At 71.5% G+C, this 23,629-nt stretch carries 18 protein-coding genes; 7 read left to right on the top strand and 11 right to left on the bottom strand.

Annotation, left to right across the window (positions count from 1 at the left end; genetic code table 11):
* Positions 1-15: 15 nt before the first annotated feature.
* Both AB0I32_RS23940 and AB0I32_RS23935 read right to left on the bottom strand, forming a co-directional pair.
* Positions 16-447 (bottom strand): chromate resistance protein ChrB domain-containing protein, encoded by a 432-nt coding sequence (locus AB0I32_RS23940; protein ID WP_357510608.1) that lies wholly within the window; start codon positions 445-447, stop codon positions 16-18.
* Entirely contained in the window at positions 444-968 is a 525-nt protein-coding gene (locus AB0I32_RS23935; protein WP_357510606.1) for a Chromate resistance protein ChrB, read from the bottom strand. The genes AB0I32_RS23940 and AB0I32_RS23935 overlap by 4 nt, the downstream gene beginning before the upstream one ends.
* 277 nt (positions 969-1,245) lie before the next feature.
* Here AB0I32_RS23935 and AB0I32_RS23930 point away from each other — a divergent pair, with 277 nt between their 5' ends.
* The gene (locus AB0I32_RS23930) at positions 1,246-1,731 is read left to right on the top strand and encodes a hypothetical protein (protein ID WP_357510604.1); all 486 of its coding nucleotides are present in this window, start codon (positions 1,246-1,248) and stop codon (positions 1,729-1,731) included.
* An 86-nt stretch (positions 1,732-1,817) separates the two neighbouring features.
* Here AB0I32_RS23930 and AB0I32_RS23925 read toward each other — a convergent pair whose 3' ends face one another.
* Positions 1,818-6,512: a choice-of-anchor G family protein gene (locus AB0I32_RS23925; protein WP_357510602.1), complete on the bottom strand. Its 4,695-nt coding sequence runs from the start codon at positions 6,510-6,512 to the stop codon at positions 1,818-1,820.
* A 335-nt stretch (positions 6,513-6,847) separates the two neighbouring features.
* Entirely contained in the window at positions 6,848-9,367 is a 2,520-nt protein-coding gene (locus AB0I32_RS23920; RefSeq protein ID WP_357510600.1) for a LuxR family transcriptional regulator, read from the bottom strand.
* A gap of 339 nt (positions 9,368-9,706) precedes the next feature.
* Here AB0I32_RS23920 and AB0I32_RS23915 point away from each other — a divergent pair, with 339 nt between their 5' ends.
* The gene (locus AB0I32_RS23915; protein ID WP_357510598.1) at positions 9,707-11,344 is read left to right on the top strand and encodes a M15 family metallopeptidase; all 1,638 of its coding nucleotides are present in this window, start codon (positions 9,707-9,709) and stop codon (positions 11,342-11,344) included.
* A gap of 70 nt (positions 11,345-11,414) precedes the next feature.
* On the opposite strand, the gene AB0I32_RS23910 is transcribed toward AB0I32_RS23915, so the two are convergent.
* Both AB0I32_RS23910 and AB0I32_RS23905 read right to left on the bottom strand, forming a co-directional pair.
* On the bottom strand, positions 11,415-11,852 hold the full coding sequence (locus tag AB0I32_RS23910) for an AAA family ATPase (RefSeq protein ID WP_357510596.1): 438 nt from the start codon (positions 11,850-11,852) through the stop codon (positions 11,415-11,417).
* Between the two features lie 65 nt (positions 11,853-11,917).
* Positions 11,918-13,897, bottom strand: coding sequence for a chorismate-binding protein (locus AB0I32_RS23905; protein ID WP_357510594.1), 1,980 nt, complete (start codon positions 13,895-13,897; stop codon positions 11,918-11,920).
* A 303-nt stretch (positions 13,898-14,200) separates the two neighbouring features.
* On the opposite strand from AB0I32_RS23905, the gene AB0I32_RS23900 reads away from it, so the two are divergent.
* Genes AB0I32_RS23900 through vanX form a run of 3 tightly spaced genes read left to right on the top strand, consistent with a single transcriptional unit; the run spans position 14,201 to position 16,911 of the window.
* Complete coding sequence (locus tag AB0I32_RS23900; RefSeq protein WP_357510592.1) at positions 14,201-15,199, top strand: D-isomer specific 2-hydroxyacid dehydrogenase family protein; 999 nt, start codon at positions 14,201-14,203, stop codon at positions 15,197-15,199.
* Positions 15,200-15,253: 54 nt separating this feature from the next.
* A complete protein-coding gene (gene vanA, locus AB0I32_RS23895) occupies positions 15,254-16,291 on the top strand; it encodes a D-alanine--(R)-lactate ligase (protein WP_357510590.1) in 1,038 nt (345 codons plus the stop codon).
* Positions 16,288-16,911: a D-Ala-D-Ala dipeptidase VanX gene (gene vanX, locus AB0I32_RS23890; protein WP_357510588.1), complete on the top strand. Its 624-nt coding sequence runs from the start codon at positions 16,288-16,290 to the stop codon at positions 16,909-16,911. The genes vanA and vanX overlap by 4 nt, the downstream gene beginning before the upstream one ends.
* Before the next feature lie 87 nt (positions 16,912-16,998).
* Here the strand turns inward: vanX and AB0I32_RS23885 are convergent, their stop codons facing one another.
* From AB0I32_RS23885 to AB0I32_RS23865, 5 genes are all read right to left on the bottom strand, one after another.
* Positions 16,999-17,697, bottom strand: a complete 699-nt coding sequence (locus AB0I32_RS23885) for a hypothetical protein (RefSeq protein WP_357510586.1) — start codon at positions 17,695-17,697, stop codon at positions 16,999-17,001.
* Entirely contained in the window at positions 17,694-18,290 is a 597-nt protein-coding gene (locus AB0I32_RS23880) for a SigE family RNA polymerase sigma factor (RefSeq protein ID WP_357510584.1), read from the bottom strand. The genes AB0I32_RS23885 and AB0I32_RS23880 overlap by 4 nt, the downstream gene beginning before the upstream one ends.
* Positions 18,287-19,390 carry an amidoligase family protein gene (locus AB0I32_RS23875; protein WP_357510582.1) on the bottom strand — a complete coding sequence of 368 codons (1,104 nt, stop codon included), beginning with the start codon at positions 19,388-19,390 and terminating at the stop codon, positions 18,287-18,289. Before AB0I32_RS23875 ends, AB0I32_RS23880 begins: the two co-directional genes overlap by 4 nt.
* A gap of 4 nt (positions 19,391-19,394) precedes the next feature.
* Complete coding sequence (locus AB0I32_RS23870; RefSeq protein ID WP_357510580.1) at positions 19,395-19,940, bottom strand: hypothetical protein; 546 nt, start codon at positions 19,938-19,940, stop codon at positions 19,395-19,397.
* A 99-nt stretch (positions 19,941-20,039) separates the two neighbouring features.
* Positions 20,040-20,879 (bottom strand): helix-turn-helix transcriptional regulator, encoded by an 840-nt coding sequence (locus tag AB0I32_RS23865; RefSeq protein WP_357510578.1) that lies wholly within the window; start codon positions 20,877-20,879, stop codon positions 20,040-20,042.
* A gap of 221 nt (positions 20,880-21,100) precedes the next feature.
* Between AB0I32_RS23865 and AB0I32_RS23860 the strand changes: the two genes are divergently transcribed.
* Positions 21,101-22,045, top strand: coding sequence for an SDR family oxidoreductase (locus AB0I32_RS23860; RefSeq protein ID WP_357510576.1), 945 nt, complete (start codon positions 21,101-21,103; stop codon positions 22,043-22,045).
* 43 nt (positions 22,046-22,088) lie between these two features.
* The gene (locus tag AB0I32_RS23855) at positions 22,089-23,447 is read left to right on the top strand and encodes an MFS transporter (RefSeq protein ID WP_357510574.1); all 1,359 of its coding nucleotides are present in this window, start codon (positions 22,089-22,091) and stop codon (positions 23,445-23,447) included.
* The last annotated feature ends 182 nt before the right edge of the window (positions 23,448-23,629 follow it).

Here is a 23,629-nt window from a genome sequence, read left to right as displayed (position 1 = left end):
GCATCAGGTCGGTCATCAGGCGGGCTCCCGGCCGAGCAGGTACGAGCGCCGGAAGAACTCGTAGAGCCCGTCGAAGAGCGGGCCGGAGACTCCGAGGGTGTGCTCGTCGTCGCCTGTCATGGACAGCCCGCGCAGCACGACGTCGAGACCGGGTGCCTCCGGCGCGTCGTACTTCGCGTCGTCCAGGTCTGCCTCGTGCACGATCTGGCCGATCCGGGTCAGGACCGGGTCCGTGAGCTCGTACCGCACGAGGATCGTCTCGAAGCTGCACCGGTCGCCGTGGTGCCCGAGCTCGACGCCCCGCATGTCGAACGGCGTGGCGTCGTCAGGCACGTCAGCGGGGTCCCCCACGAACACGAACTCGGCGTCCGGGTCGACGAACCGGCGGATCAGCCAGGCGGAGGCCGCGCGATCGATGTGCACCCCGGCGCGTGTCGCCCACCTCATCGCGCACCCCGCTCACCCGGTGCCGCGGTCGGCGCCGTCGCCGCGAGCAGCCCGTCGGCATCGGCCTGCGGCTGCTCCGCGAGCTCGCGCAGCGCCGCGAACGCCCGCTCCCGTTCGTCCGGCGAGAAGAAGTCCCTCCGGGACACCTCGCGGAAGGTCTTGCGCAGCTTGGCGAGCACCTTGCGCCGCTCCGTGAGCCGCTGGGCCAGCGCCTCACGGGCGGCCGTCGCCAGCCCCAGGTACTCAGCGGCCCGGTCCGCCGCCATGGCGGTCGCCAGCTCACGCTCCTGCGCGGCCGACGCCGGTCTGGCGAGCCAGACACTGGCCGTGCCGCCGTGCTCCACCACCTCGTCGGCCGCCCACTCCAGCTGTTCACGGGTGCGGGCATCGGCGGGCAGCGCGACCAGCCCGTCGGAGATCTGCGCGACGCCGAGCCGCTTGAGCCGACGCCACAACGCCACCCGCGGCGACGACGGTTCCCGCGGCAGCCGGTAGCTCAGCAGCACCCATTCACCGGTCATGGATGGATGTAACCACGGTTACAACACGATGTACAGATGGACCCCGTCGCCGGCCGGGGCGTACGCCGGGCGAATTCGACCCTTTTTTGACAGAATGACCGTATGGCCCCCAGGGCCAACGACTGATCGCCAGCACATCCGCCGAACCACCCAGGCGAAGCACCCCCCATATCGCTCCGCACACAGGGTGAATGACAACCGGAATTCCATGCCTCTGCATGGATACTTTCCCGTATGCCCACCAACAGATCCGGGCAAGACCAGGTGAAGGACCGATATGCCACCCAGCACCACCAGCTCCGTGCTCGAGGGGATCGCAACGTCGATCTGCCGGCAGTACGGCGAGCGCTCCCCCCACACCGCTGACACCCACGCGACGGCAGACGGCGAGTACACGGCCGTCGTCGACCAGCCCACGCTGCCCGGAGCCATGGAGACCGCCACGTCCCGGGTCTGCCGCGGAGCGGCCGTGGACCTCTCCGACCGCTGGGCGTTCTTCGACGACCTGGCGCCCGCCGCCGCCTTCGTCCACGCGGGCCGCCTGTCCAACCTGATGTCGTCGTGGGACCTGTTCGAGGCAGCAGAGGTCCGAGCCTTCTGCGCCAGGCACCACCGCGAGGAGGCAGCCCTCCTGCTGGGCCGTCAGGTCTACGAACGATCCGAGATCCACGCCCACGCCGCGCGGTTCGCCGCGACGGCCTCGGCCCGGACGCACGCCGCCACCTGGCTCGGAGCACTGCTCCGGCACTCCCCCGCCCGCTAGGGGGACGCAAGCCGGCCCGGCACGAAGGTTCTCGTGCCGGGCCGGCTCACCCGCCGGCCGGATTACCGGCCGGCAGAGGTTTCCTCCTACTGCTTGTCAGGCATCTTGCCCATGGCCGTGGCCGCGGCCATCGCGAGCTCACGTCGACGCCGGATCAGCAGTGCACCGGCTCCGAGCAGGAGCATCGAGACGGTCACCAGGGTGGCGACGTCCGCACCGGTAGAGGCCAGACCGCCCGAGCCGGAGCCCGACCCGTTGCCGTTCCCCGACCCGTTGCCGTCACCATTCCCGTTGCCGTCACCGTTGCCACCACCGGTGGACGTCAGTGCCACCTTGAACGAGGCAGCCGCGGAGTCCCCGATCGTCTGGCTGGTGGCGGTCCCGAGGTACGAACCCGCCTTCTGCCCGGCCGGGACGATGAAGGTCCACTCGACCTTGCCCGTCTCGTCCGCGGCGGCGGCCTGCAGCCGGACCGACGTCGAGCGGATCACGCCGACGACCATCTCACCCGGCTCGAAGCCCGAGGCGTAGAGAGTCTGGCTCGCACCAGGCTTCACCGAGTCCTCCTCGAACCAGGCGGTCAGCGTCCTGGAGTCAGGTCCCGTCACAGTGATCGGCACCTCGGCGCCGTCGCTGCCGTCCTCGGGCTCCGCGACGATGACGTGCACGCCGGGATCCGCGTCGTCCGGGATCTGGATGGTGACCGTGAACCCGCACGACTCGTCCGGGGTCACGGTGACGGTGTCGCCGACGGGGTCACCCGATGCGTCGGTCAGCGTGACGCTGACCTCGACACCCGCGGGGAAGCCCGTACCGGTGACGGTTACCTCGCCCCCCGGCTCGACGGTCGTCGGGTCGGCGACCAGGGTCGGGTCCGTGCACTCCTCGGGGTCAGAGCCAGCCTCGACCGTGAGCGGCGCCTCGGCACCCTCGCTGCCGTCCTCCGGCTCCGCCACGACCTCGTAGTCACCAGGCTCGGTGCCCTCGGGGATCGTGTAGTCGGTGGTGAACGAGCAGTCCTCGTCCGGAGTGACCGTGATCGGGTCACCCACCGGCTCGCCGTCGGCGTCGGTGAGCTGGATCGTGACGTCGACCCCGGCCGGGAAGCCGGTGCCCACCACCGTCACGGTCTCGCCGGCCGGTGCAGAGCTCGGCGCCACCGTCAGTTCCGGTGCCGACTCACACTGCTCGGCACCCGTGATGACGGTCAGCGGTGCCTCGGCGGGCGTACCCGTCGTGTCATCGGTACCGACCACCGTGAAGTCGCCGGGCTCGGCATCCTCCGGCACTACGAGCGGCGTCGTGAACCCGCCGTTCTCGTCGGTGTCGACGACAATCGGGTCACCGACGGGGTTGCCGTCAGAGTCCGTGAGCTGCACCGTCACCGTCGAGTCGGGCGTGTAGCCCTCGCCGGTCACCGTCGTGGTGCCACCCGGCGCGACCTCCGCCGGAGCCACCGTGATCGACGGGTCGATGTCCGCGGGCTCGACCGTGAGCGGTGCCGTGGCACCCTCGCTGCTGTCCTCGGGCTCCGCGACGACCTCGTAGTCACCAGGCTCGGTGCCTTCCGGAACCGTGTAGTCGGTGGTGAAGCCACAGTCCTCGTCCGGAGTCACTGTGACCGGATCGCCCACCGGGTTGCCCTCGGCGTCGGTCAGCTGAACCACGACGTCGACCCCGGCCGGGAAGCCGGTGCCCACCACCGTCACGGTCTCGCCGGCCGGCACAGAGCTGGGTGCCACGGTGATCGCGGGTGCCGACTCGCACTGCTCGGCACCTGTGATCACGGTCAGCGGCGCCTCGGCGGGCGTCCCCGTCGTGTCGTCGGTGCCGACCACGGTGTAGTCACCCGGCTCGGCGTCCTCCGGCACCACGAGCGGCGTCGTGAAGCCACCGTTCTCGTCCGTGTCGACGACGATCGGGTCACCGACGGGGTTACCGTCGGCGTCCGTCAGCTGCACCGTCACGGTCGAGTCGGGCGTGTAGCCCTCACCCGTCACCGTGGTGGTGCCACCCGGCACGACCTCCGCCGGGTCGACCGTGAGCGACGGCGCGATGTCCGCGGGCTCGACCGTGAGCGGCGCAGTGGCGCCCTCGCTGCCGTCCTCGGGCTCCGCGACGACCTCGTAGTCACCGGGTTCGGTCCCCTCAGGAACCGTGTAGTCGGTCGTGAAGCCACAGTCCTCGTCCGGAGTGACCGTGACCGGATCGCCCACCGGGTTGCCCTCGGCGTCGGTGAGCTGGAGCGTGACGTCGACGCCGGCCGGGAAGCCGGTGCCCACCACCGTCACGGTCTCGCCCGCCGGCACAGAGCTCGGCGTCACGGTGAGCTCCGGTGCCGACTCGCACTGCTCGGCACCCGTGATCACAGTCAGCGGCGCCTCGGCCGGCGTGTCCGTCGTGTCGTCGGTGCCGACCACGGTGTAGTCACCCGGCTCGGCATCCTCCGGCACCACGAGCGGCGTCGTGAACTCACCGTTCTCGTCCGTGTCGACGACGATCGGGTCACCGACGGGGTTACCGTCGGCGTCCGTCAGCTGGACCGTCGCCGTGGAGTTGGGCGTGTAGCCCTCACCCGTCACCGTCGTCGTGCCACCCGGCACGACCTCGGCCGGGTCGACCGTGATCGACGGGTCGATCGCCGGTGCCTCGGTCACGACGAGCGGCGCCTCGGCGGGCGTACCCGTCGTGTCGTCGGTGCCGACCACCGTGTAGTCACCCGGCTCGGCGTCCTCGGGGACGCAGAGCTCCGTGGTGAACGCACCGTTCTCGTCCGTGTCGACGACGACCGGCTCGCCCACCGGGTTGCCGTCGGCATCCGTGAGCTGCACCGTGACCGTCGAGCTGGGCGTGTAGCCGGAGCCGGACACCTCCGTGCAGTCGCCCGGAGCCACCTCCGCCGGATCGACGGTCAGCTCCGGAGTGATCGCGGACGGCGGGGTCACGACCAGCGGCGCCTCGGCGGGCGTATCCGTCGTGTCGTCCGTGCCGACGACCGTGTAGTCACCGGGCTCGGCGGCCTCCGGCACCACGAGCGGCGTCGTGAAGGCGCCGTTCTCGTCCGTGTCCACCGTGATCGGCTCACCGACGGGGTTGCCGTCGGCGTCCGTGAGCTGGACCGTGGCCGTAGCGTTCGGCGTGTAGCCCTCACCGGTCACCGTCGTCGTGCCGCCAGGGGCCACCTCGCCCGGGTCGACCGCCAGGGTCGGGGCGATGGCCGCCAGGTCGCAGGCGTCGATCCGCACGCCGGCGTTGCCGAGGCCGATCCGGCCGGCGTCCGCCGCCTGGACGAGCCCGAGGCTGAGCGCAGAGACCTCGAGCTGGCCGAGCAGCTCCGTGCCGTCGGCGGTGGTGCAGGTAGCCGTCTCCTGGTGGTTGATCTGCAGCGAGACGAACTGCACCACTATGTCGAACACCGGCGACAGCGCGGCCCCGATCGTCGAGGTGATGCCCGTCTTGATGTCGTTGATCAGCAGCTCGAAGATCTGGTCGCCCGCGTCGCTGATGATGAGGTCGTAGACCGCCCCGAAGATCGGCGCGGCGGCGTTGCCGAGGCCGTTGATCGTCGTCGCCAGCAGCGCTCCGGTGACCGCCTGGACACCGGTGCTGTTGTTGACGGCCTGCGGGAAGTCGCCGTTCACGGCGTCCGCCAGCGGTACCGACCAGGACACGTCGAGCGTGCCGAGCGGCGACTGGTCGAAGAACGCGATGTCGATCGTCACCGCGTTCAGGGAGTCCTCGATCGCACCGATCAGGATGCGCGTGGCCTCCTGCATGATCTCGTGCACGCCCTCGGCGATCTGCGGGTACGTCTGGTCGTCGATGAGCTCGTAGTTGGGGGCGAGACCGTTCATGCCCACGTCGTCGCCACCACCCCAGGGGTCGTTGCCCTCGACCAGGTGCTCCAGGTGGACCTGCAGCTCACCGGTGGAGAGGTCGAGGGTCACGAGCTGGTTCGCCGACGTGATCGGCTCCCCCACGACGGACTGGAACAGCGTCTCCTGCATGTCCGAGTCGACGGTGACCGTCGGCTCCGGGATGCCGGGGACGGCCGCGAGCAGCGCCGTCAGTGCGTCGATGTCGAGCGTGTCGTTGACCAGCGTCTCGATCTGCGTGTCGATCGCACCACCGATGTCGAAGATGGTGTCGGCAGCGCCCTCGATGACCGGCGAGTGCAGGCGCAGCGTGCCGTCGGCGAGGCGGTACTGCCCCGGTCCGGTCACGCCGCCGTCGGGGTCGAGGATCACGCCGTCCTCGGCGATGACCTCGGCGCCGAGGGCGCCCAGCTCGATCGTCAGCTCGTCGACCACCGCGTCGGTGATGCCGTCCACGCCGACGAGGTCCGCCAGCGACAGCACGTCGATGGACGCGGTGCCGAAGGAGTCCTCCGCGCCGTCCAGCGTGACGCCGCCGTCAGCGCCCAGCAGGCCGGACACCGCGTGCGCGTCCACGGGACCGGATGCCTCGCTAGTGCTGGCGAGTGCGCCGATCTGTCCGAAGTCCAGGAACTGGTCCACCGGGAGCTGGATGTCGCCGAGCGCGAGCACCTGGGAACCGAGGAGGTCGACGTTGAGGTTTTCCGTGTTCGGGCCGGGGTTGCTGAGCGACCCGGCGTCGGAGGTGGCCGCGCCCAGCAGCTCCTGCTGCATGAGCTCGGACGCCAGCACGCTGGCTTCCGCTTCTGAAGGCTCGTCGGGGTAGTTGTCCACGGCGACGGCGGGAGCGCCGACCGCTGTGATCAGGAGTGCTGAGGCGGCCACTGCGGCGAGGCCCCGGCGCAACGTCGCGCCACCTCGCACTCGCCTTCGGGAATCTCGCCTTCGGATGAACGGCACATGCGTCGAGATCAAGAAGATCACTCCTCACGTTCGCGCCTGCTGCAACGGCGTCGGAATTGCTGTGACCCGCACCAGATCCGGTACGTGCCCGCCCTCAGAAGACACAGGAATGAAATGATCTGCCACGCGTAAAGGGCAATCATGCACGAGCGCACGACAACGCATGACGAAGTGCGTCGATGCAACAACGGACAACTCGCGGCACAAAGGACAGGGAATTTCGGTCATTGGCCCAGCAAACGACGAAAGAGGGTGAAAAGGAGTGGGTGAAAAATACCTCAGCCGTTACCGGCGAGCCAGCCGGGCGGGTCGATCTCGGCCAGTTCCATCAATTCCTTGCGATCTCTTACCCGCAAAAGCGCATAGATCTGGCGCAGGCGATTAGCGACCGTGCGCTCGGAGACATATGCCGCTTCCGCGATCCGCGCATTGGTGACACCCCGGAGCGCCAGGCGGACGAACTCACGATCGTTCCCGCTCAGCCGAGCCCAGCCGGGACCGTCCGAGGCGCCGAAGCCGGCGAAGCAGACGTCGATCGCCTTGCGCCAGCCGGGTGTGCCGGCCAGCCGGGCGAGCACCCGGCCTTCCGTCAGAGCGGGCTCGGAGGCCGCCCGGTCGCCGTGGGCCAGGCAGTACCGGCCGTAGGCGACGAGCGACCGCAGCCGCTGCCACGGCGAGACCAGGTGCGAGGCAGGCAGCCAGTCCTCGACGCTGCCCCCCTGCGGGCCTGCGGCCGCCAGCATGGCCTGCAGCCGCGCGTAGGCCGCACCGGTGTCCGCTCCGGCCCGTTCCTGGTCCTCGATCGGCGGGTCGGCGAGCGCCGCCCGGGGCACCTCGCCATGGATACCCCTCGAGGCGAGGACCGCCTCGACCAGGTCGGCCCGGGCCTGGACCCGGCCCCGGTAGGGCCACTGGCAGCGTTCGAGCCCGAGGGCCAGGAGCTCGGCGGCCCGTTCGGCCTGCCCGACGGCGAGGTGCGCCGCGCCGAGGTCCACGGCGAACTCGCCGAGCGCCCTGGTCGACCACGCCTCGGCCGACAGCGGCACCGAGCTGGTCGGCGCCCTGCCGTCGAGCATCGCGTCAGCGGCGGCTCGCAGCCCTTGGACCGGGAGCCAGTCCCCGACGCTGGGGCGCAGGTCGGTCACCTGCGCGAGGCACTGCCGGACGTCGGCCGCGCACCCCTCGAACATCGCGACCCTGGCGGCGGCGAGGTGCCGTGCCACGACCTCCGCGACGGTTCTCCCGGAGGACGTCCCCGACTCGCTGTCCAGCAGCCGACGCGCTCCGGCCGCGTCGCCCAGCAGCAACCGGGCCCGTACCTGGAGGCAGACGCCCACCCAGTCCAGGCGTCGCGTGGACCCGATCACATCGAGGTCCGCACGAAGGCCGGCAGGATCGGCCAGACAGCCGGTGCGCTCGAGCTGGATCAGCGCGGCGGCGGCGCGTTCTCCGGCGGCACTCTGCGCGGGTTCGACGGCGGGCGCTCCGCTCCACCACAGGTGATCCGTCCACTCCGGGCCGACCGTCGCGGGCGTCCACCAGCGGGCGCGGTCGTCCGCCCAGGTGGCGCCGCTCAGGAGCGTCAGGCCGACCGCACGGGCCGCCGCGCGCGGTTCCCGCTCGCCCGCGGAGAGCCCGTCGACGGCGTCCAGGTGCAGCCCGTTCAGGATCACCTCGGCGAGCGTGGCGGCGACCGGGAACGTTGGCGGGCCGCCGTCGGATGGCCCGGCGCCGGATGGTCCCGCGTCGGCCGACTCGCCGTCGGCCGCCTCGCGGGCCTGCTCCCGGCACAGCAGCGCGAGCAGCGGGTAGCGCGCGGCCAGCCGGTTCACGTCGCCGGGTCCCGGCGGAACCGAGATGGTGCCGAGGCCGACGCTCCACTGCGCGGAGTCGTCGACCGTGCGGTCCAGCACGCCTGCCGCCGCCAGGACCGGATGGTTCGCGAGACGGGACGTCGCGGCTTCGTCGAGCCCGCCGAGCAGCACCTGGAAGGCCCGCCGGGCCACCGGGCCGACGGCGTCCGGCCCCGGCCAGTGCGCGCCGCCGCGCCGCTGCCCGGGGCTGAGCCCGTCGGCGAGCTCGAGGGCGATCCGCGGGTTGCCCGAGCTCCACCAGTGCAGCCGTTCCGCGACGTCGGCGGCCAGTGGTGTCCGGAGCGCGGCGTCCAGCAGGAGGCGCAGCGACCGAGGGTCGAGCGGCCCGAGGTCGAGCACCTCGACGTCGTCGGGCAGCGGGCCTACGGGAACGTGCCGGGCTGCGGCCAGGATGCGCCAGCCGCGCTCGTAGGCCAGGTCCCCCAGCTGCTGCAACCAGGCGGCCCGGCCGGCCGAGAGCACGTCCAGGTCGTCGACGAACAGGATCCGGGGCCCGGTGTGCTCCGGTCCGACGGCGGAGCCCACCGCGTCCAGGAGGCCGGCCGCGTCGAGCTCGTGCCCCGGCGCCGAACCGACCGGCACTGATCCGAGCGGCACCGAGTGAGCCGACAGATCGAGATGCAGCCGACCGGAGAGCGCCTGGGCGTACGGACGCGACGAGCACGACCGCACGAGCCGCACCGCCGAAGCCTGTGCGCCGATCCGGTGCAACGCGGCCAGCACCGTGGTGCTCTTGCCGATACCGCTGAGGCCACTCACGACCAGGGTCGTGGGATCAAGACCGGTCACGAACGCCTCGATGAGCCGCAGCTCCCGCTCCCGGCCGTGAACCACGCGATCCAGCCCCCCACCGCCCTGGTCCGGTGCCTGCCCCGACGATCCTGCCGACCAGCCGCCCGCCCAGGGCCCGTCCTCTGGATCCACGCTCGCTCCCTTTCAGGAAACTCCCATGCCTTTCAATGGGCAATGCCAGAGGAAGCCTACGGCCGGCCTACGTCTCCGCGACCGGAAGAGCGACTGCCGCACGGGTTTCACCTCGTGCGTCAACCCAACTCGTGATACTCCTTTAACGGCCCCCAAGAGATCCTTTAACCGCCGTGGACAGATCCGAACGACACGCACCACGAATGAACGCACCAACCGAGGGAGCGACGTGTGAAGGACGAGGCGAAGAAGTTCGCTATGCCCGTATCCGAACCGGTTTCTCACAGATCTCTCCATGAAAGATGGGTCCGCACTGGCTGGGCAGGCATTGTCGCCACCGTGACTGCGGGAGGTCTGCTTTTCACCGTCTCGGCGAATGTCCCACCCGGGCAGCTGTCCGACAGCGACCGCGAACGTTCCGCCGAGCACTCTGCCGAGCCTCCCGCAGAGATCAGGACCGAGCCGGTCGTCAGGGCCGTCCCCGCGGACGTGAGCGTGGAGCAGATCGTGGTGCTCCTGGAGCGGGTCGAGACGCTGGCGCGAGAGCAGGGCCCGGACTTCAGCCCGACGATCGCGCAGGCAGCCGCAGAGCTCGGGATGCTGTACACGACCTATGAGGCCCAGCAGCAGCCGTCCGGCGAGCAGGACGGGGGCCTGCGCGTCCAGGACGCGCCGGTCGCACGTGCCGCCAAGAAGGGCCAGCGCCCGCAGAACGTCGAGGAGCCCGCGCGGCAGGAGGTCCTGTCGGCAGTTGCCGTGTCCTACGTGCGCGCCCCGGAGGGCCACTCGCATGCGGACAGCCGGCCCGCCGCGGAGGGGGAGCCGCACGGGGTGGGCCCGGAGACCGGCCTCGTCACCTACGACCAGGTGGCGGTCGCGGCGGTGCGGCTGGCGGGCATGCTGGACGAGTCGATGCCCGACGCCTCCGTCGACGTACAGCACACAGACCGGTTCGAGGGCTCACCGCTGCTCGCGGGCGGTCCAGGGCGTCAGGGCTCCTCGCTGCGCTCGAACCTGCACGACGTGGTCGCCGTGTTCGGCGACTCGACGCTCGGTTATGCCAACGGCCGGATCCCGGCAGCGGTGCTCTGCGACCTGGAGTTCGCGCCGGGGCACATGCTGCGCTGTGACGCCGCGGAACGGCTGACGGCGTTGAGCAGGAAGTTCGAGCGGAAGTTCGGCTACCCGATCCCGATCACCGACTCGTACCGCTCCTACGTGGAGCAGATCAGCCTCGCGGGTTCGAAGCCGCACCTGGCCGCCGTACCGGGCACGTCCAACCACGGCTGGGGCCTCGCGGTGGATCTCAGCGACCCGATCTCGGGCGGAGCGTCCCCGGAGTACACCTGGCTGCGGATACACGGTCCGGACTACGGGTGGGACAACCCGTCGTGGGCCCGGCTGGGCGGAGCGAAGCCCGAACCGTGGCACTTCGAGTTCTTCGCGGCCGGGCCGGTTCCCGACCGCGCGATCGACCCGTCCGACGTCGACACGTGGGGCCCGCCCTTCGCGTCGACCTCCTCCGGGAACACCGGTTCGCGTCCCACACCGGCGGTCGACCGCCGGCCGAAGGACGACGTTCCCGGTGCCGAGGCCCGTCAGCGACCGACGAAGCCGAAGGACGAGCCGAGCGCCAAGCCGCCGACCAAGAAGCCAGCCAAGCCGGTCGCGAAGCCCAAGCCGAGCCCGAGCGAGCCGAAGCCCAAGCCGACGCCGAGCAAGCCGGCGCCGAAGCCGACGACTCCCCCGACCGGTCCCGTTCCGTCGCCCGTCCCGTCACCCGTTCCGTCGCCCGTCCCGTCGCCGACGCCGGTTCCTTCGGACCCCGGCCAGGAGCCCTCCGGTTCCCCCTCGCCGTCACCCGGCCCGTCGGAACCCAGCCGGCAACCGCCGCCGCCGGAGACGTCGCCGAGCCCGTCGGCGCCGTCCGGTTCCCTGTCCGACCTCGCCGAGGGCCTCGGCCTGAGCGAGGACTGACCGACCGTTTCGCGGCCCCTACACACTGCATCGCGTCACCGGCGTGTCGCATGCAGCGTGTAGGGGTCGCTCACATGAGGCCTTCGACCGTGTCAGCCAGCTCGGCGATCGGGCGGCGACCATCGAGCTCGACGTCCGCGCCCCGCCGCAGCAGGGGCTCGACCTCGACGACGTACTCGCGGATCTCGGCCTGCTGGTCCGCCGAGCGCCCGTACGGGTTGTTCGTACGGGTCGCCGCGCGCTCGATCAAGACCTCGACCGGGGCGCTCAGCAGCACGACGTGCTCGAAGCGGTCATAGAACCGGCCCTGGTTCTCGGCGGTCCCAGAGACCACCACGTCGTCGTGCCCCGCGAGCAGCTCGTTCATCCGGTCCTCGTCCCACAGAGCGCCCGGCAGCTCCCAGCTGTCATAGTCCGTGTCGACCGTGCGATGCCCCCGCCGCGCGAGCTCGCCGAGCAGCGTCGACTTCCCGGCGCCCGACATGCCGGTGATGAGGATGCGAGCCATGACGCAAGCCTACGCAGCGGGCGACACCCCGCACTCGTCGCACCCGACAGATCGCACCGGACTCATCACACCGCGGACGACTCCGCCGAGACACCCAGGACGTGCCGGGTGAGGGCGTCGAGGACCGTGAGGCCGTCGGACGAGAGCACCGACTCCAGGTGGCCCTGGACCGAGGCGACACGCGGACCGCGCAGCGCGGTGAGCACGCCGTCCGCGTCGACGGACGGTTCCAGGGCGAGCCGGGGCACCGGACCGTCGGCGGCGGCGCTGGTGGTGGTGACGTGCGCGCCGAAGGTGTTGTAGTAGCCGACGGCGGCCGTGCTGCCGAACACGTCGGCGTCGAGCCGCACGCCCTGGCGCGGCGCGGGGAGCGCGCGGAGCGGGAAGCCGGCGAGGCCGGCGAGGACCTGGTGGCTGAGGCAGACCGCGAGCAGCGGCCGTCCTGCGGCGACCCGCTCGTGGATGCGCCGCGCGATGGAGGCGATGCGCGGGTCCTCGTGATCGCGCGGGTCGCCCGGCCCGGGGCCCAGTACGACGAGGTCGTCCGCGAGGACGTCGTAGTCGGCGTCCCACCGGACCATGCGGGTGTTCATGCCGAGGTGGCGCAGCTGATGCGCGAGCATCGTCGTGAACTGGTCCTCGTGGTCGACGATCAGGACGTTCGGGCCGGTCAGGGCCGTCGTCGTGACGGAGCGGACGGCGTCCTGCGGGCGCACCCAGAACTCGGCGAGCTGGCTGTTGCGGGCGGCCAGCGCCTCGGCGACGCCGGGCTGCGCGTTCAGGTCGACGGCGACGTCGGGCCCGGCACCGCGCGGCACGAGCCCGAGCGAGGTCAGCACGCCGGACGCCTTGGCCCGTGTCTCCGCGACCTCGTGCTCGGGGACCGAGTGGCGCACGAGGGTCGCTCCCGCGGGGACGGACACCCGGCCGCCGTCGTGCAGATAGGCGGTGCGGATGAGGATCGGGGCGTCGAGCGAGTAGCGCGCGGAGCCGTCCGCCGAAGGATCAGCGGAGCCGGGCCCGGCGACGGAAGGCTCCTCGGGCTCGAAGAGGGCGAGAAATCCCGAGTAGTAGCCGCGCGGCCGTGACTCGTGGCGGGTGATCACCGTGCAGGCGTTCTCCATGGGAGACCCCGTCACGGTGGGTGCGAACATCGTCTGGCGCAGCGCCTCGCGGGGGTCGAGGTCGGTCCGGCCCTCCAGCAGGTACTCGGTGTGGCTGAGGCGAGCCATCTGCTTGAGGTAGGGGCCGACGATGCGGCCGCCGTCCGGGCAGAGCGCGCTCATCATCTTCATCTCCTCGTCGACCACCATGAAGAGCTCCTCGTTCTCCTTGGTGTCGCGCAGGAACTCGAGGACGCCGTCGCGCGTGGGGCCCGTCGCGGGGTGGCGGTAGGTGCCGCTGATCGGGTTCATCCGGGCGACGCCGTCGTGCAGGGTCAGGTGCCGCTCGGGCGTGGCGCCCGCCAGGGACAGCGCCTCGCCGTCGGACGCCGGAGCGTGCACCGCGAAGGTCCAGTACGAGCCGATCTCGTGCGTGAGGAGCGCACGGAACCATGACGTCAGCGTGCTCACGGGCGCGGCGGAGGTGCGCGCCTCGAAGCGGCGCATCACGACGAAGTTGGCGCCGGCGCCCTGCCCGATCTCGTCGTCGATCACGCGGCGCACGATGCCCGCGTACTCGTCGTCGGGGATGTCGAAGCCGAGCGGCTCTGCGGGGACGGGCTCGGGCGGGAGCGCGGCGACGGCGTCCGCCACGGAGACGCGCTCCGACTCGCGGACGACGATGCAGCGCAGCGGGGCGCCGTCGTCGTGCACGGTGAAGCCGCGCTCGACCGCCTGCCGGAACGGGACGACGGCGAGCACCGGCGCGCCGTCGAGCGGGACGTCGCCCAGGAGGTCGACGTCGACGACGGAGCCGACCAGCACCTCGACCTCCAGGCTGCCCTCGCGGCGCAGGAGCGCGAACGGGAGCGTGCCGTCGGAGGCCAGGACACGGGCGAGGAGGGGGTGGTCGGAGGTGGCGGGGATCAGGCTGTCGGACATGCGGGGCCTCTCGGTTCGGGGTGCCCCGCCCCGGTCCGCAGCCTCGTGGAGAACACGAACGACCGCCTCGGGGCGAGGCGGTCGTGGACGTGTGTGGATGCGTCGCGGCTCGCCTATTCGGCGGGCCACCAGTCCTGGCTTGTGAGGTGCGACGTCATGGCCGGAACGCTAGCCGGACAAGGTGCGAGATGTCCACAGGTAGCCGGACGGCCGGTACCATCCGGGTATGCACAAAGCGATACGCCCCGGCCACACGACGCTCTCTTGACTGGTCGAACAAGCTCCAGCGGACCCGCACCGGCGATGACCTCCGACGTCCGGTCACGGACGTCCGCCTCGCCCACTGTCGCGACGACGGGAATCACGGTCTACGGCTGCGGAGCAGACGAGGCAGCCCTGTTCCGGACGATGGCGCCCCGCTTCGACGTCGTGCCAACGATCATCGATGCCGCTCTGACGGAGGAGACCGCAGACCTCGCCCTCGGCAACAGCTGCGTCAGCGTCGGCCACAAGACGCAGATCACCAATCCCACGCTGCTCGCGCTGAGCCGGGTCGGGGTCGAGTACATCTCCACGCGGAGCGTCGGCTACAACCACATCGACGTGTCGTACGCGAAGAGTGTCGGGATCACGGTGGGCAACGTCGCCTACTCCCCCGACAGCGTCGCCGACTACACGCTGATGCTGATGCTGATGGCCGTGCGCCAGATGAAGTCCGTGCTGCTCCGCGTCGAGGCTCATGACTACCGCCTCAGCGAGACGCGCGGCCGGGAGCTGCGCGACCTGACCGTCGGGGTCGTCGGGACGGGGCGGATCGGCACGGCGGTCATCGACCGCCTGCGCGGCTTCGGGTGCCGCGTCCTGGCCTACGACACGCGCGCCGCGACCTCGGACGACCACGTCCCCCTCGACGACCTGTTCCGCGAGAGCGACATCGTCACCCTGCACACCCCCCTGACGGCGGCGACGCACCACCTCCTGGACCGGCGGCGCATCGCGCAGCTGAAGCCCGGCGCCTACGTCATCAACACCGGCCGGGGGCCGCTCCTGCACACCGAGGCTCTGCTCGAGGCGCTGGAGAGCGGGCACCTGGGTGGTGCCGCGCTGGACGTCGTCGAGGGTGAGGAGGGGGTCTTCTACGCGGACCGCCGACACAAGCCCCTCGACGACGGAGCGCTCGCGCGGCTGCACGGGCTGCCGAACGTCGTCATCACGCCGCACACGGCGTACTTCACGGATCACGCGCTGGCGGACACCGTCGAGAACAGCCTGATCAACTGCTTGAACCACATAAGTATCTGAACCGCTCATATCTGCCCTGCTCGACTACCTGAAACTACGAGAGCGAGAAACTGCATGTCCAAGCTCAATGTCGGAATCCTCTTCGGCGGCCTCTCCGAGGAGCACCCGATCTCCGTGAAGTCCGCGCGGGAGGTCGCGAAGAGCCTCGACACCGAGAAGTACGAGCCGTTCTGGATCGGCATCACGACAAAGGGCGACTGGCGGCTCTGCGACGGTCCCGGGGAGGGCTGGGAGGACGCCGGCTCTCGTCCGGTCACGCTGTCGCCCGACCGGAGCGTCCACGGTCTGCTCGTGCTCGAGGAGGGTGGGTACGAGGCGATCCGGCTCGACGTGGTCTTCCCCGTGCTCCACGGCCAGCTGGGTGAGGACGGCGCCGTCCAGGGCCTGCTGGAGCTCGCTGGCATCCCCTACGTCGGCTGCGACGTCCAGGCGTCCGTGGTGTGCATCGACAAGTCCCTCACCTACACGGTCGTCCAGGCCGCGGGGATCCGGACGCCGGACCTCAAGATCGTGCAGGGTGACGAGGCCGTCGACGCCGACGCACTCACCTACCCCGTCTTCGTGAAGCCCGCGCGTTCCGGCTCCTCGTTCGGCGTCAGCAAGGTCACCGGCCCGGACGAGCTGGCGGCCGCGCTGGCGGACGCGCGCCAGTACGACTCGAAGATCCTGATCGAGGGGGCCGTGGTCGGTCGCGAGGTCGGCTGCGCCGTCCTGGGCAACGACCCCGACCTGTTCACCGGTGAGGTGGACCGCGTCGACCTCTCGCACGGGTTCTTCCGGATCCACCAGGAGAAGTCGCCCGAGACCGGCTCGGAGAACTCGACGTTCATCGTCCCCGCCGACATCACGGACGAGGAGCGCACGCTCGTCCAGGAGACCGCCAAGGCCATCTACCGCGCCCTGGGCTGCAAGGGCCTGGCCCGCGTCGACACGTTCCTGACCGACGACGGCCAGGTGATCCTCAACGAGGTCAACACCCTGCCCGGCCTGACGTCGTACAGCCGCTACCCCCGGATGATGGCCGCGGCCGGGCTGCCGCTCTCCGAGGTGATCGACCGCCTGGTGCCGCTGGCACTGCAGGGAGCGCGGTGAACGGCGAGTTCGCGTTCGTCGACGAGCTCGTCCCGGGCATCCGCTGGGATGCCAAGTACGCCACCTGGGACAACTTCACCGGCAGGCCCGTCGACGGCTACCTGGCGAACCGGATAGTGGGCACCAAGGCCCTGTGCGCGGCTCTCGAGCGCGCGCAGGAGCATGCCCGGTCGCTCGGGTTCGGGCTGCTGATCTGGGACGGGTACCGGCCGCAGCGTGCCGTGGACCGCTTCCTGCAGTGGTCGCGGGAGCCGGAGGACGGCCGGACCAAGCAGCGCCACTACCCGAACATCGCCCGGGACGAGATGTTCTCGCGGGGTTACGTCGCGGCCAGGTCCGGCCACACCCGGGGCAGCACCGTCGACCTGACGCTCTTTCACCTCGACAGCGGCGAGCTCGCGAGCATGGGCGGTGACCACGATCTGATGGATCCGGTCTCGCACCACGGAGCCGCGGGCGTCCCGGACCTCGAGGCCGGGAACCGGCAGACGCTCTGCACGGTCATGGAGGAGAGCGGGTTCGACCGCTACGACAACGAGTGGTGGCACTACACCCTGCGGGACGAGCCGTTCCCCGACACCTACTTCGACTTCGAGATCTCGACGACGGTCCCGGCGTAGGCCACGACCGCGGTCGCGTAGGCGGCTCGGCCGACCGGAGGTGTCATCCCTCCGGTCGGCCCGAGATCCCGTTCGCGAGCCGCCGGGTCAGGGCAGCGGGAGGGTCTTGCCCCGGAGCAGCATGTCCCCGGCGCGTGCCTTCGCCTCGTACGTGCCGACCTCCCACAGCTCGGCGAGCTGCTGGGCGTCCTCGAACGTGACCCCGGCCTCCCGGAGGGCATCCTGGGCGTCCGGCTCCAGGTAGGGCACCTCGCCGGAGCCGGACGCTCCCGGCACCACCGGGAGGGTCTCGCCGTCGAGGATCATCTGGCCGGCGCGGGCCTTGGCCGCCAGCGCGTCGACGTTCCACAGGTCGCAGAGCGCCTCCAGGTCCTCCGCCGAGTACTCGGCGTCCCAGAACGCGTCGTGCTGCTCACGCGTGTAGCCGTCGGGCATGGCGGACCACTCGACGCCCACCGCCTGCGCGACGCCGTCGACCGCTACGGCGAAGCCTGAGAAGGGGTTGGCCGCGGCGGCGGCGCCGGCACCGACCACGCCGAGCGCCGACGCGACGACGCCGGTGACCGCGATGGTGCCGGCGCGGCGGGCGAACGGGGTGACGACTCCGCCCCGGCCGTCGGCCGCCTCGACCTGGGCAGCGATGCGCTGTGCGGTCGCGGCGGTGGCAGCGGCGTCGGGCTCACGCGAACGCAGGGCGGCGGCGACCAGCTCCGCGAGGTCGTCGCGGCCGCTGCCCCCCGGCCGGGGTCCGGGCGCCGGCGTACCGGCGGGACGGTCCTTGGTCATCGCGTCTCCAGGTGGTTCGGGTCGGTGTTCCGGAGCGTGTTCAGAGCGCGCGCGGCGTGCGAACGGACGGTGGCCGACGACGTGCCGAGCACCGTCGCGATCTCGGCGTCCGCCAGCCCCTCGTAGTACCGCAGCACGAGCACCGTGCGCTGCCGCGGCGGCAGCTGTTCCAGACGGTGCCACATCGCGTCCTCCTGGGCGAGGTGCTCCGCAGGGTCCCCGCCGGTGCCCGCATGGCCGACCAGGGCCTCGTGGGCGGTGGGCCGGATCATGCGGACGTGCCAGCGCCGCCGCCACGAGAGGTGCTCGTTGGTGACCATGCGCCTCAGGTACAGGTCCGGACGGTCCGTCAGCGCGATCCGGCGCCAGCGCTGGTGCGCTCGGAGCAGCACCTCCTGGACCAGGTCAGCTGCGGTGTGCTGGTCCCCGACGAGCACCGTCGCATAGCGGATCAGGCCCGGCAGCTGCGTCCGCACCAGCTCGTCGAGCGTTCCGGCCGAGCCGGTGCCGTCAGTGCCGCGTGGGGACGCCGGCGCGCCTACCCGCGGGGTGGGCGCGCTCGCCGGTCCGGAGGACTCCACCCAGATCGTCATCGAGCGGCACCCCTCGACACCAGGTCGAGCAGGGCGCCCACCGGATCGTGCGCCGCCCCGCCGTCGGGCCGCGGGACCGGGGTGTCGTCGAGGCACCGCCGCATCAGGCGCTCGACGAGCGCTGCCCGCGGGACGATGTCCGACGCGTCCAGCACCCCGGGCAGGATGCGCACCTCTACCGTGTCGCGGACCGGTTGCGGGGCGACCAGCTGCGTGAGGTTGACGTCGGCGTACTTCGTCAGGCCGATCCCGCGCGCGGCGGCACCCAGCTCCGCCCAGGACTGGTCGTCCCGCTCCACGAGCAGGAGCAGCTCGGCGGGCAGCGGCGCGAGCCGGCGGCACGCCCCGTTGGTGCCCAGCGCCTCCCACAGGGGTTCGCGCCAGTGCCCGAACAGCCGGACCAGGTTGGCGAACGACGCCGTCCGCCGGAAGGCCGCGCCGTCGAGGTGCAGGTGTACCGCGGCCTCCGCGGGAACCGTGAAGCCGAGGTCCCGCGCGGGAGCGAGCAGCTCGTCGAGCCGCCGGCCGTGGTCCTCGGCGATGGGCGGGGTGACCACCTCGCAGGGCCGCTCGCGCCCCGCGGGCAGCGGCATCGCGACGGCGATCGTTGCGCCCGTCGCGTCGTTCACCCGCGCCGCCCCGCCCTTCAGCTCGACCTGGGTGCCGAACAGCTCGGCGACGGGGGCCAGGACGTCGGGCAGGGCGGCGGAGGGGTCCGCGCGCCGTTCGATCAGGCGCAGCAGGCGCGCCTCGTCGCACAGCACGCGGTACCAGCCGCGGTGGCCACGGGTGGTCGCCCCGGCCAGGTCGGACACGATGGTGATGTCGTCGACGAGCCGCGCCACCGGGGCGCCCGCGCCGTCGACCACGTCGAACGCGGGCGACAGGTGCCGGAAGACCCCGACGCCCGGCACCGGCGACGGCTCGCTGTCGGTATGGAACGACCGGCGCACCCGGCCGTCGCTCCGGGCCGCAAGGGCGTCCGCGAGCGCCTGCCGGTCGGAGCCGGCGGGTGCGAGCAGCTCGATCTCGAAGCCGATACGCGACGTGAGGGTGTTGATGGTCGCCTCCTGGCGAGTCGTCAGCGGTGCCGGGCGCACAGGATCAGCTGGTGGCGGGGCCGATGGGCAGCTCTTCGCCGTCCAGGATCATCTGCCCGGCGCGCGCCTTGGTCTCGACGTGCTCGGTGTCCCACAGGTCGTTGAGCGTCTCGACGTCCTCGGACGAGTATCCGGCCTCGAAGAACGCGGCGATCGCCGCCTGCTCGTCCGCCGGGAGCTCGGGGGTGGTGTGCGTGCCGGGCGCGAACGGGAGCGCCTCGCCGTCCAGGAGCATCTGGCCGGCGCGGGACTTGGTCTCGGTCTCCCCGAGCGACCAGAGCGCCTGCAGCTCGGCGAGGTCCTCGCCGCTGTACTCGGCGGCCCAGAAGGCCTCGTACTGCGCCTGGGTGTAGCCGGCGGGCATGTCCGACCAGTCGACGCCGACGGCGTGCACGGCGGTGCCGACGGCCTGGCCGAAGGCCGAGGCGGGGTTGGCCGTTGCGACCATCCCGGCGCCGCCGAGGCACAGGCCGGTGGCCGCTACGCCGATCGCGGTGAGGCGGAGGGTCTTGGAGCGGGCAGTGCGGGGAGTGCTGGGGGTGCTGGTCACGTGGACCTCCAGGTGGTGGGGATGTGCGTACCCCCTTAAGACGCCGCCCACCGCCGAGATGTGGAGTCCGGGATGCCACCAATCTTGTCGGATGCTGGTTCAGCTCAGCGTCTGGGCGCCGATGACGGACAGGACCTGCAGCTTCTCGTAGCTCTCGGTGCCGGGGACGGCGGTGTAGACCATCAGGGAGTGGGCCTGGTCGGGGTCGACCAGCCGCTGACAGTTGAGCTCCAGCGCGCCGACCTCGGGGTGGACGAAGTGCTTCACCTCGTGGGGGTGTATCCCGATCTCGTGCTCGTCCCACACCCGCCGGAACTCCTCGCTGCTGTCCAGGAGCAGGTCGGCCAGGTAGGCGGCACGGGAGTCGGGGCCGCGGAGGGTGACGAGCCCGCGCAGGCCGGCGGCGTACATCCGGGTCATGAACGCGTGCTCTCCCGGCGCGTAGAGGTCCCGGGCTCTCGGGTCGGTGAACCACCGGTAGCCCATGCTGCGGGCAGGCCCGGTGAACCGGGTCGTGTCGCCGGTCAGGGCGACGCCCATCGGCGTCTGCCGCAGCGTCTCGCCGAGCTCGGTGACGATCTCAGCGGGGGTGTCCGTCAGCCGGTCGAGGATGCGCAGCAGGCCGGGGCTGATGTGCTCGCTGGAGGTTCCCCGCGGCGGCGGGTTGTGGCCGGCCAGCCGGAACAGGTGGTCGCGCTCGTCGATCGACAGGTGCAGCCCCTGCGCGATCGAGGCGAGCATCTGCTGCGACGGCTGGGGCCCGCGCTCGCGCTCCAGACGCGAGTAGTAGTCGGCGGACATGTTGCAGAGGGTGGCGACCTCCTCACGCCGGAGCCCGCTGGTCCTGCGGCGCTGCCCGCGCGGCATGCCGACGTCCTCCGGCTGCAGTGCCTCGCGGCGATGGCGCAAGAAGCTCGCCAGCCCGGTGCGATCGATCATGACGCTCCTGTCTCGGGTACTGCGTCGTTTCTACCGCCTGGGAACGCCGCTAGCCACGGCTCGTCGATCCCCCCATCCGGCGGTCGGTCGTGCCAGCGGTGGCCTCGCCAGCCTGTGATCGGGAGGTCCTGGATAGGTCTCCGCCGTCCGCCGAGGATCGATGTCATGGCCCGAGCGGGCCGCGAACCGACCCGGACATCACGACCTCGAGGAGCAGGACCATGCCACGTACACCGATCGACATCACCGTCCCCGACCTGACCGGAAAGCGCGCGCTGGTCACCGGCGCCAGCGACGGCATGGGTCTGGGCATCGCCGGGCGCCTGGCCGCCGCCGGTGCCGAGGTCATCATGCCCGTGCGCAACAAGGCCAAGGGCGAGGCCGCGATCACCCGGATCACCCGGGTCGCCCCTGGTGCGAAGGTCTCGCTGCGCGACCTCGACCTCGCCTCGCTGGCATCCGTCGCAGCCCTCGGCGAGACCCTGCGCGAGGAGGGGCAGCCGATCCATCTGCTGATCAACAACGCCGGTCTCATGCGGCCGCCGGAACGACAGACCACCGTCGACGGGTTCGAGGTGCAGCTCGGCACCAACCACCTCGGCCACTTCGCCCTGGTCGCCCATCTGCTGCCGCTCCTGCGTGCCGGGCGCGCCCGCGTGACCTCCCAGGTCAGCGTCGCCTCGGCCAGCGGCGCCATCAACTGGGACGACCTGAACTGGGAGCGTTCGTACGACGGCATGCGCGCCTACCGCCAGTCCAAGATCGCGTTCGGGCTCTTCGGTCTGGAGCTGGAGCGCCGCAGCAGGGCCAACGGCTGGGGCATCACCAGCAACCTCTCGCACCCCGGCGTCGCGCCCACCAGCCTGCTGGCCGCCCGCCCCGAGCTCGGCCGCAGCGAGGACACGCCCCACATCCGGCGGATCCGCTGGCTCTCCGAGCACGGCATCCTGCTGGGCACCGCCGAGACCGCCGGGCTGCCCGCGCTCATGGCCGCGACCGACCCGGCCGCCGAGCCCGGCGCCCTGTACGGGCCCAGCGGCCCCGGCACCCTCGGCGGCGCGCCGGCCGAGCAGCGGATGCACCGGCCGCTGCGCAGCCTCACCGAGGCCGTGCGCGTGTGGCAGGTCTCCGAGGAGCTGACCAGGACCACCGTCCCGACCGCCTGACCGCACAGCCAACAGCCGCGAGCCGAGCCGCAGGAGATGCCACATGAGTTCCGTCCCCCAGCCCGCCGCCCGACGCCGGAGCCCCTGGTGGGTGGTCGTCGGTGCCGGCACGGCCAACGCCGTCGGCCCTCAGATGTACATGGCCACCACCGGCCTGTTCGTGCTGCCGATCGTCGAGGAGACCGGCTTCAGCCGCACGACGGTCACCGGCGCGTACTCGGTCGCCGCGGTCGGGATGGTCATCGGGCTGCTCATCACCAGCCGGCTCGTGGACCGGTACGCGGCGCGCTACATCCTTGTCCCCGCGTTCGTGCTGTACGCCGCCTCGATGGCCACGATCGGCCTGGTGCCGCCCGTCGAGGCCGTCTACTTCGTCCCGTGCTTCTTCGTCGGGTTCTTCGGGGGCGGGACGGCGGTCCCCGCGACCCGCGCCGTCGTGAGCTGGTTCGACAACAACCGCGCGCTCGCCGTCGGCGTCGTCACGGGCATCATCGGCCTCGGCGCCGCCCTCGGCCCGATGCTGGCCGGCGCGCTCATCAACAGCGTCGGCTGGCGGCAGACGTACGGCTACCTGGCAGTGGTCGCCGCCCTCGTGTCCGTCACGATGATCACCCTGTTCGTCCGGGGCCGTGCCGAGCGGCACGTCCGCGGGCGGCTGGTCCAGGAGGCCCACGTCGGGGACCGTGACGTCAGCCTGGAGCTCCCGGGCCTGACCTTCGGCGAGGCGCTGCGCACCCGCCAGTTCTGGGGCATCGCGCTCGGCCTGGGCATGGTCGGCGTCGTGGTGGTCGGCCTGCAGGTGCACCTCGTGCCGATGATGACCGACCGCGGGCTGAGCAACGGCCAGGCGGGACAGCTGCTGGTCGTCTTCGGCCTCGCCTCGCTCGTGGGCCGGGTCGTCGGCGGCTTCATCATCGACCGGGTCCACGGCTCGGTCGTCGGCCCGATCGTGATGCTCGCCCCGATCGCCGGGATGTTCTTCCTCGAGCCACCCTTCTCCACCGCCGCCCTCGCGGTCGCGTTCATCGGTGTCGCGTTCGGCATCGAGGGGGACCTGCTCGCCCTCCTCATCACCCGCTACCTCGGCATGCGCAGCTTCGGCCAGATCATCGGCCCGGTCCAGGCCATGTTCATCCTGGGCAGCGCCGTCGGGCCGCTGCTCCTCGGGCTTGGCTACGACGAGTTGGGCTCCTACGACCCGGTCATGCCGGTCCTGATGGGGGTACTCGTGGTCGGCGCGGTCCTCATCGCGACGCTGGGCCGCTACGCCTACCCGGCGGTGGACGGCTTCGACCGGCTCGCCGCGCGGGACGAGCTCGCCGCCGCGGAGGTGCTGAGCAGCATCGCCGGGACTGACGACGCCCCCGCCCGCCCGAGCCGCCCTGTTGAGATCAGGCGCTGACGTCCTCGCGCCTGATGCTCAGGTCGCACTCTTGGGGGGCGGTTGCCTCCGCCGTAGTCCGAGTTCGGTCGGTTGCTCTGAGATCGGTCAGTTGATGTGTCGCCGGGACCGTCACCAACCCCGCCAACTGCAGCGGGTACGTCGACTGGCCCACGTTCGACGCCACGGTCGGCACCCTTGCC

It is taken from the genome of Promicromonospora sp. NPDC050249, assembly GCF_040656015.1.
Classification (GTDB): domain Bacteria; phylum Actinomycetota; class Actinomycetes; order Actinomycetales; family Cellulomonadaceae; genus Promicromonospora.
The sequence above is the reverse complement of the archived record's forward strand: the minus strand, read 5'-3'. Positions and strand labels throughout refer to the sequence as shown.

Excerpts from the sequence above, each read along its gene's own strand:
- AB0I32_RS23940 (WP_357510608.1), bottom strand. The coding sequence starts at position 447 with ATGAGGTGGGCGACACGCGCCGGGGTGCACATCGATCGCGCGGCCTCC.
- AB0I32_RS23935 (WP_357510606.1), bottom strand. The coding sequence starts at position 968 with ATGACCGGTGAATGGGTGCTGCTGAGCTACCGGCTGCCGCGGGAACCG.
- AB0I32_RS23930 (WP_357510604.1), top strand. The coding sequence starts at position 1,246 with ATGCCACCCAGCACCACCAGCTCCGTGCTCGAGGGGATCGCAACGTCG.
- AB0I32_RS23910 (WP_357510596.1), bottom strand. The coding sequence starts at position 11,852 with ATGGCTCGCATCCTCATCACCGGCATGTCGGGCGCCGGGAAGTCGACG.
- AB0I32_RS23905 (WP_357510594.1), bottom strand. The coding sequence starts at position 13,897 with ATGTCCGACAGCCTGATCCCCGCCACCTCCGACCACCCCCTCCTCGCC.
- AB0I32_RS23900 (WP_357510592.1), top strand. The coding sequence starts at position 14,201 with ATGACCTCCGACGTCCGGTCACGGACGTCCGCCTCGCCCACTGTCGCG.
- vanA (WP_357510590.1), top strand. The coding sequence starts at position 15,254 with ATGTCCAAGCTCAATGTCGGAATCCTCTTCGGCGGCCTCTCCGAGGAG.
- AB0I32_RS23885 (WP_357510586.1), bottom strand. The coding sequence starts at position 17,697 with ATGACCAAGGACCGTCCCGCCGGTACGCCGGCGCCCGGACCCCGGCCG.
- AB0I32_RS23880 (WP_357510584.1), bottom strand. The coding sequence starts at position 18,290 with ATGACGATCTGGGTGGAGTCCTCCGGACCGGCGAGCGCGCCCACCCCG.
- AB0I32_RS23865 (WP_357510578.1), bottom strand. The coding sequence starts at position 20,879 with ATGATCGATCGCACCGGGCTGGCGAGCTTCTTGCGCCATCGCCGCGAG.
- AB0I32_RS23860 (WP_357510576.1), top strand. The coding sequence starts at position 21,101 with ATGCCACGTACACCGATCGACATCACCGTCCCCGACCTGACCGGAAAG.
- AB0I32_RS23855 (WP_357510574.1), top strand. The coding sequence starts at position 22,089 with ATGAGTTCCGTCCCCCAGCCCGCCGCCCGACGCCGGAGCCCCTGGTGG.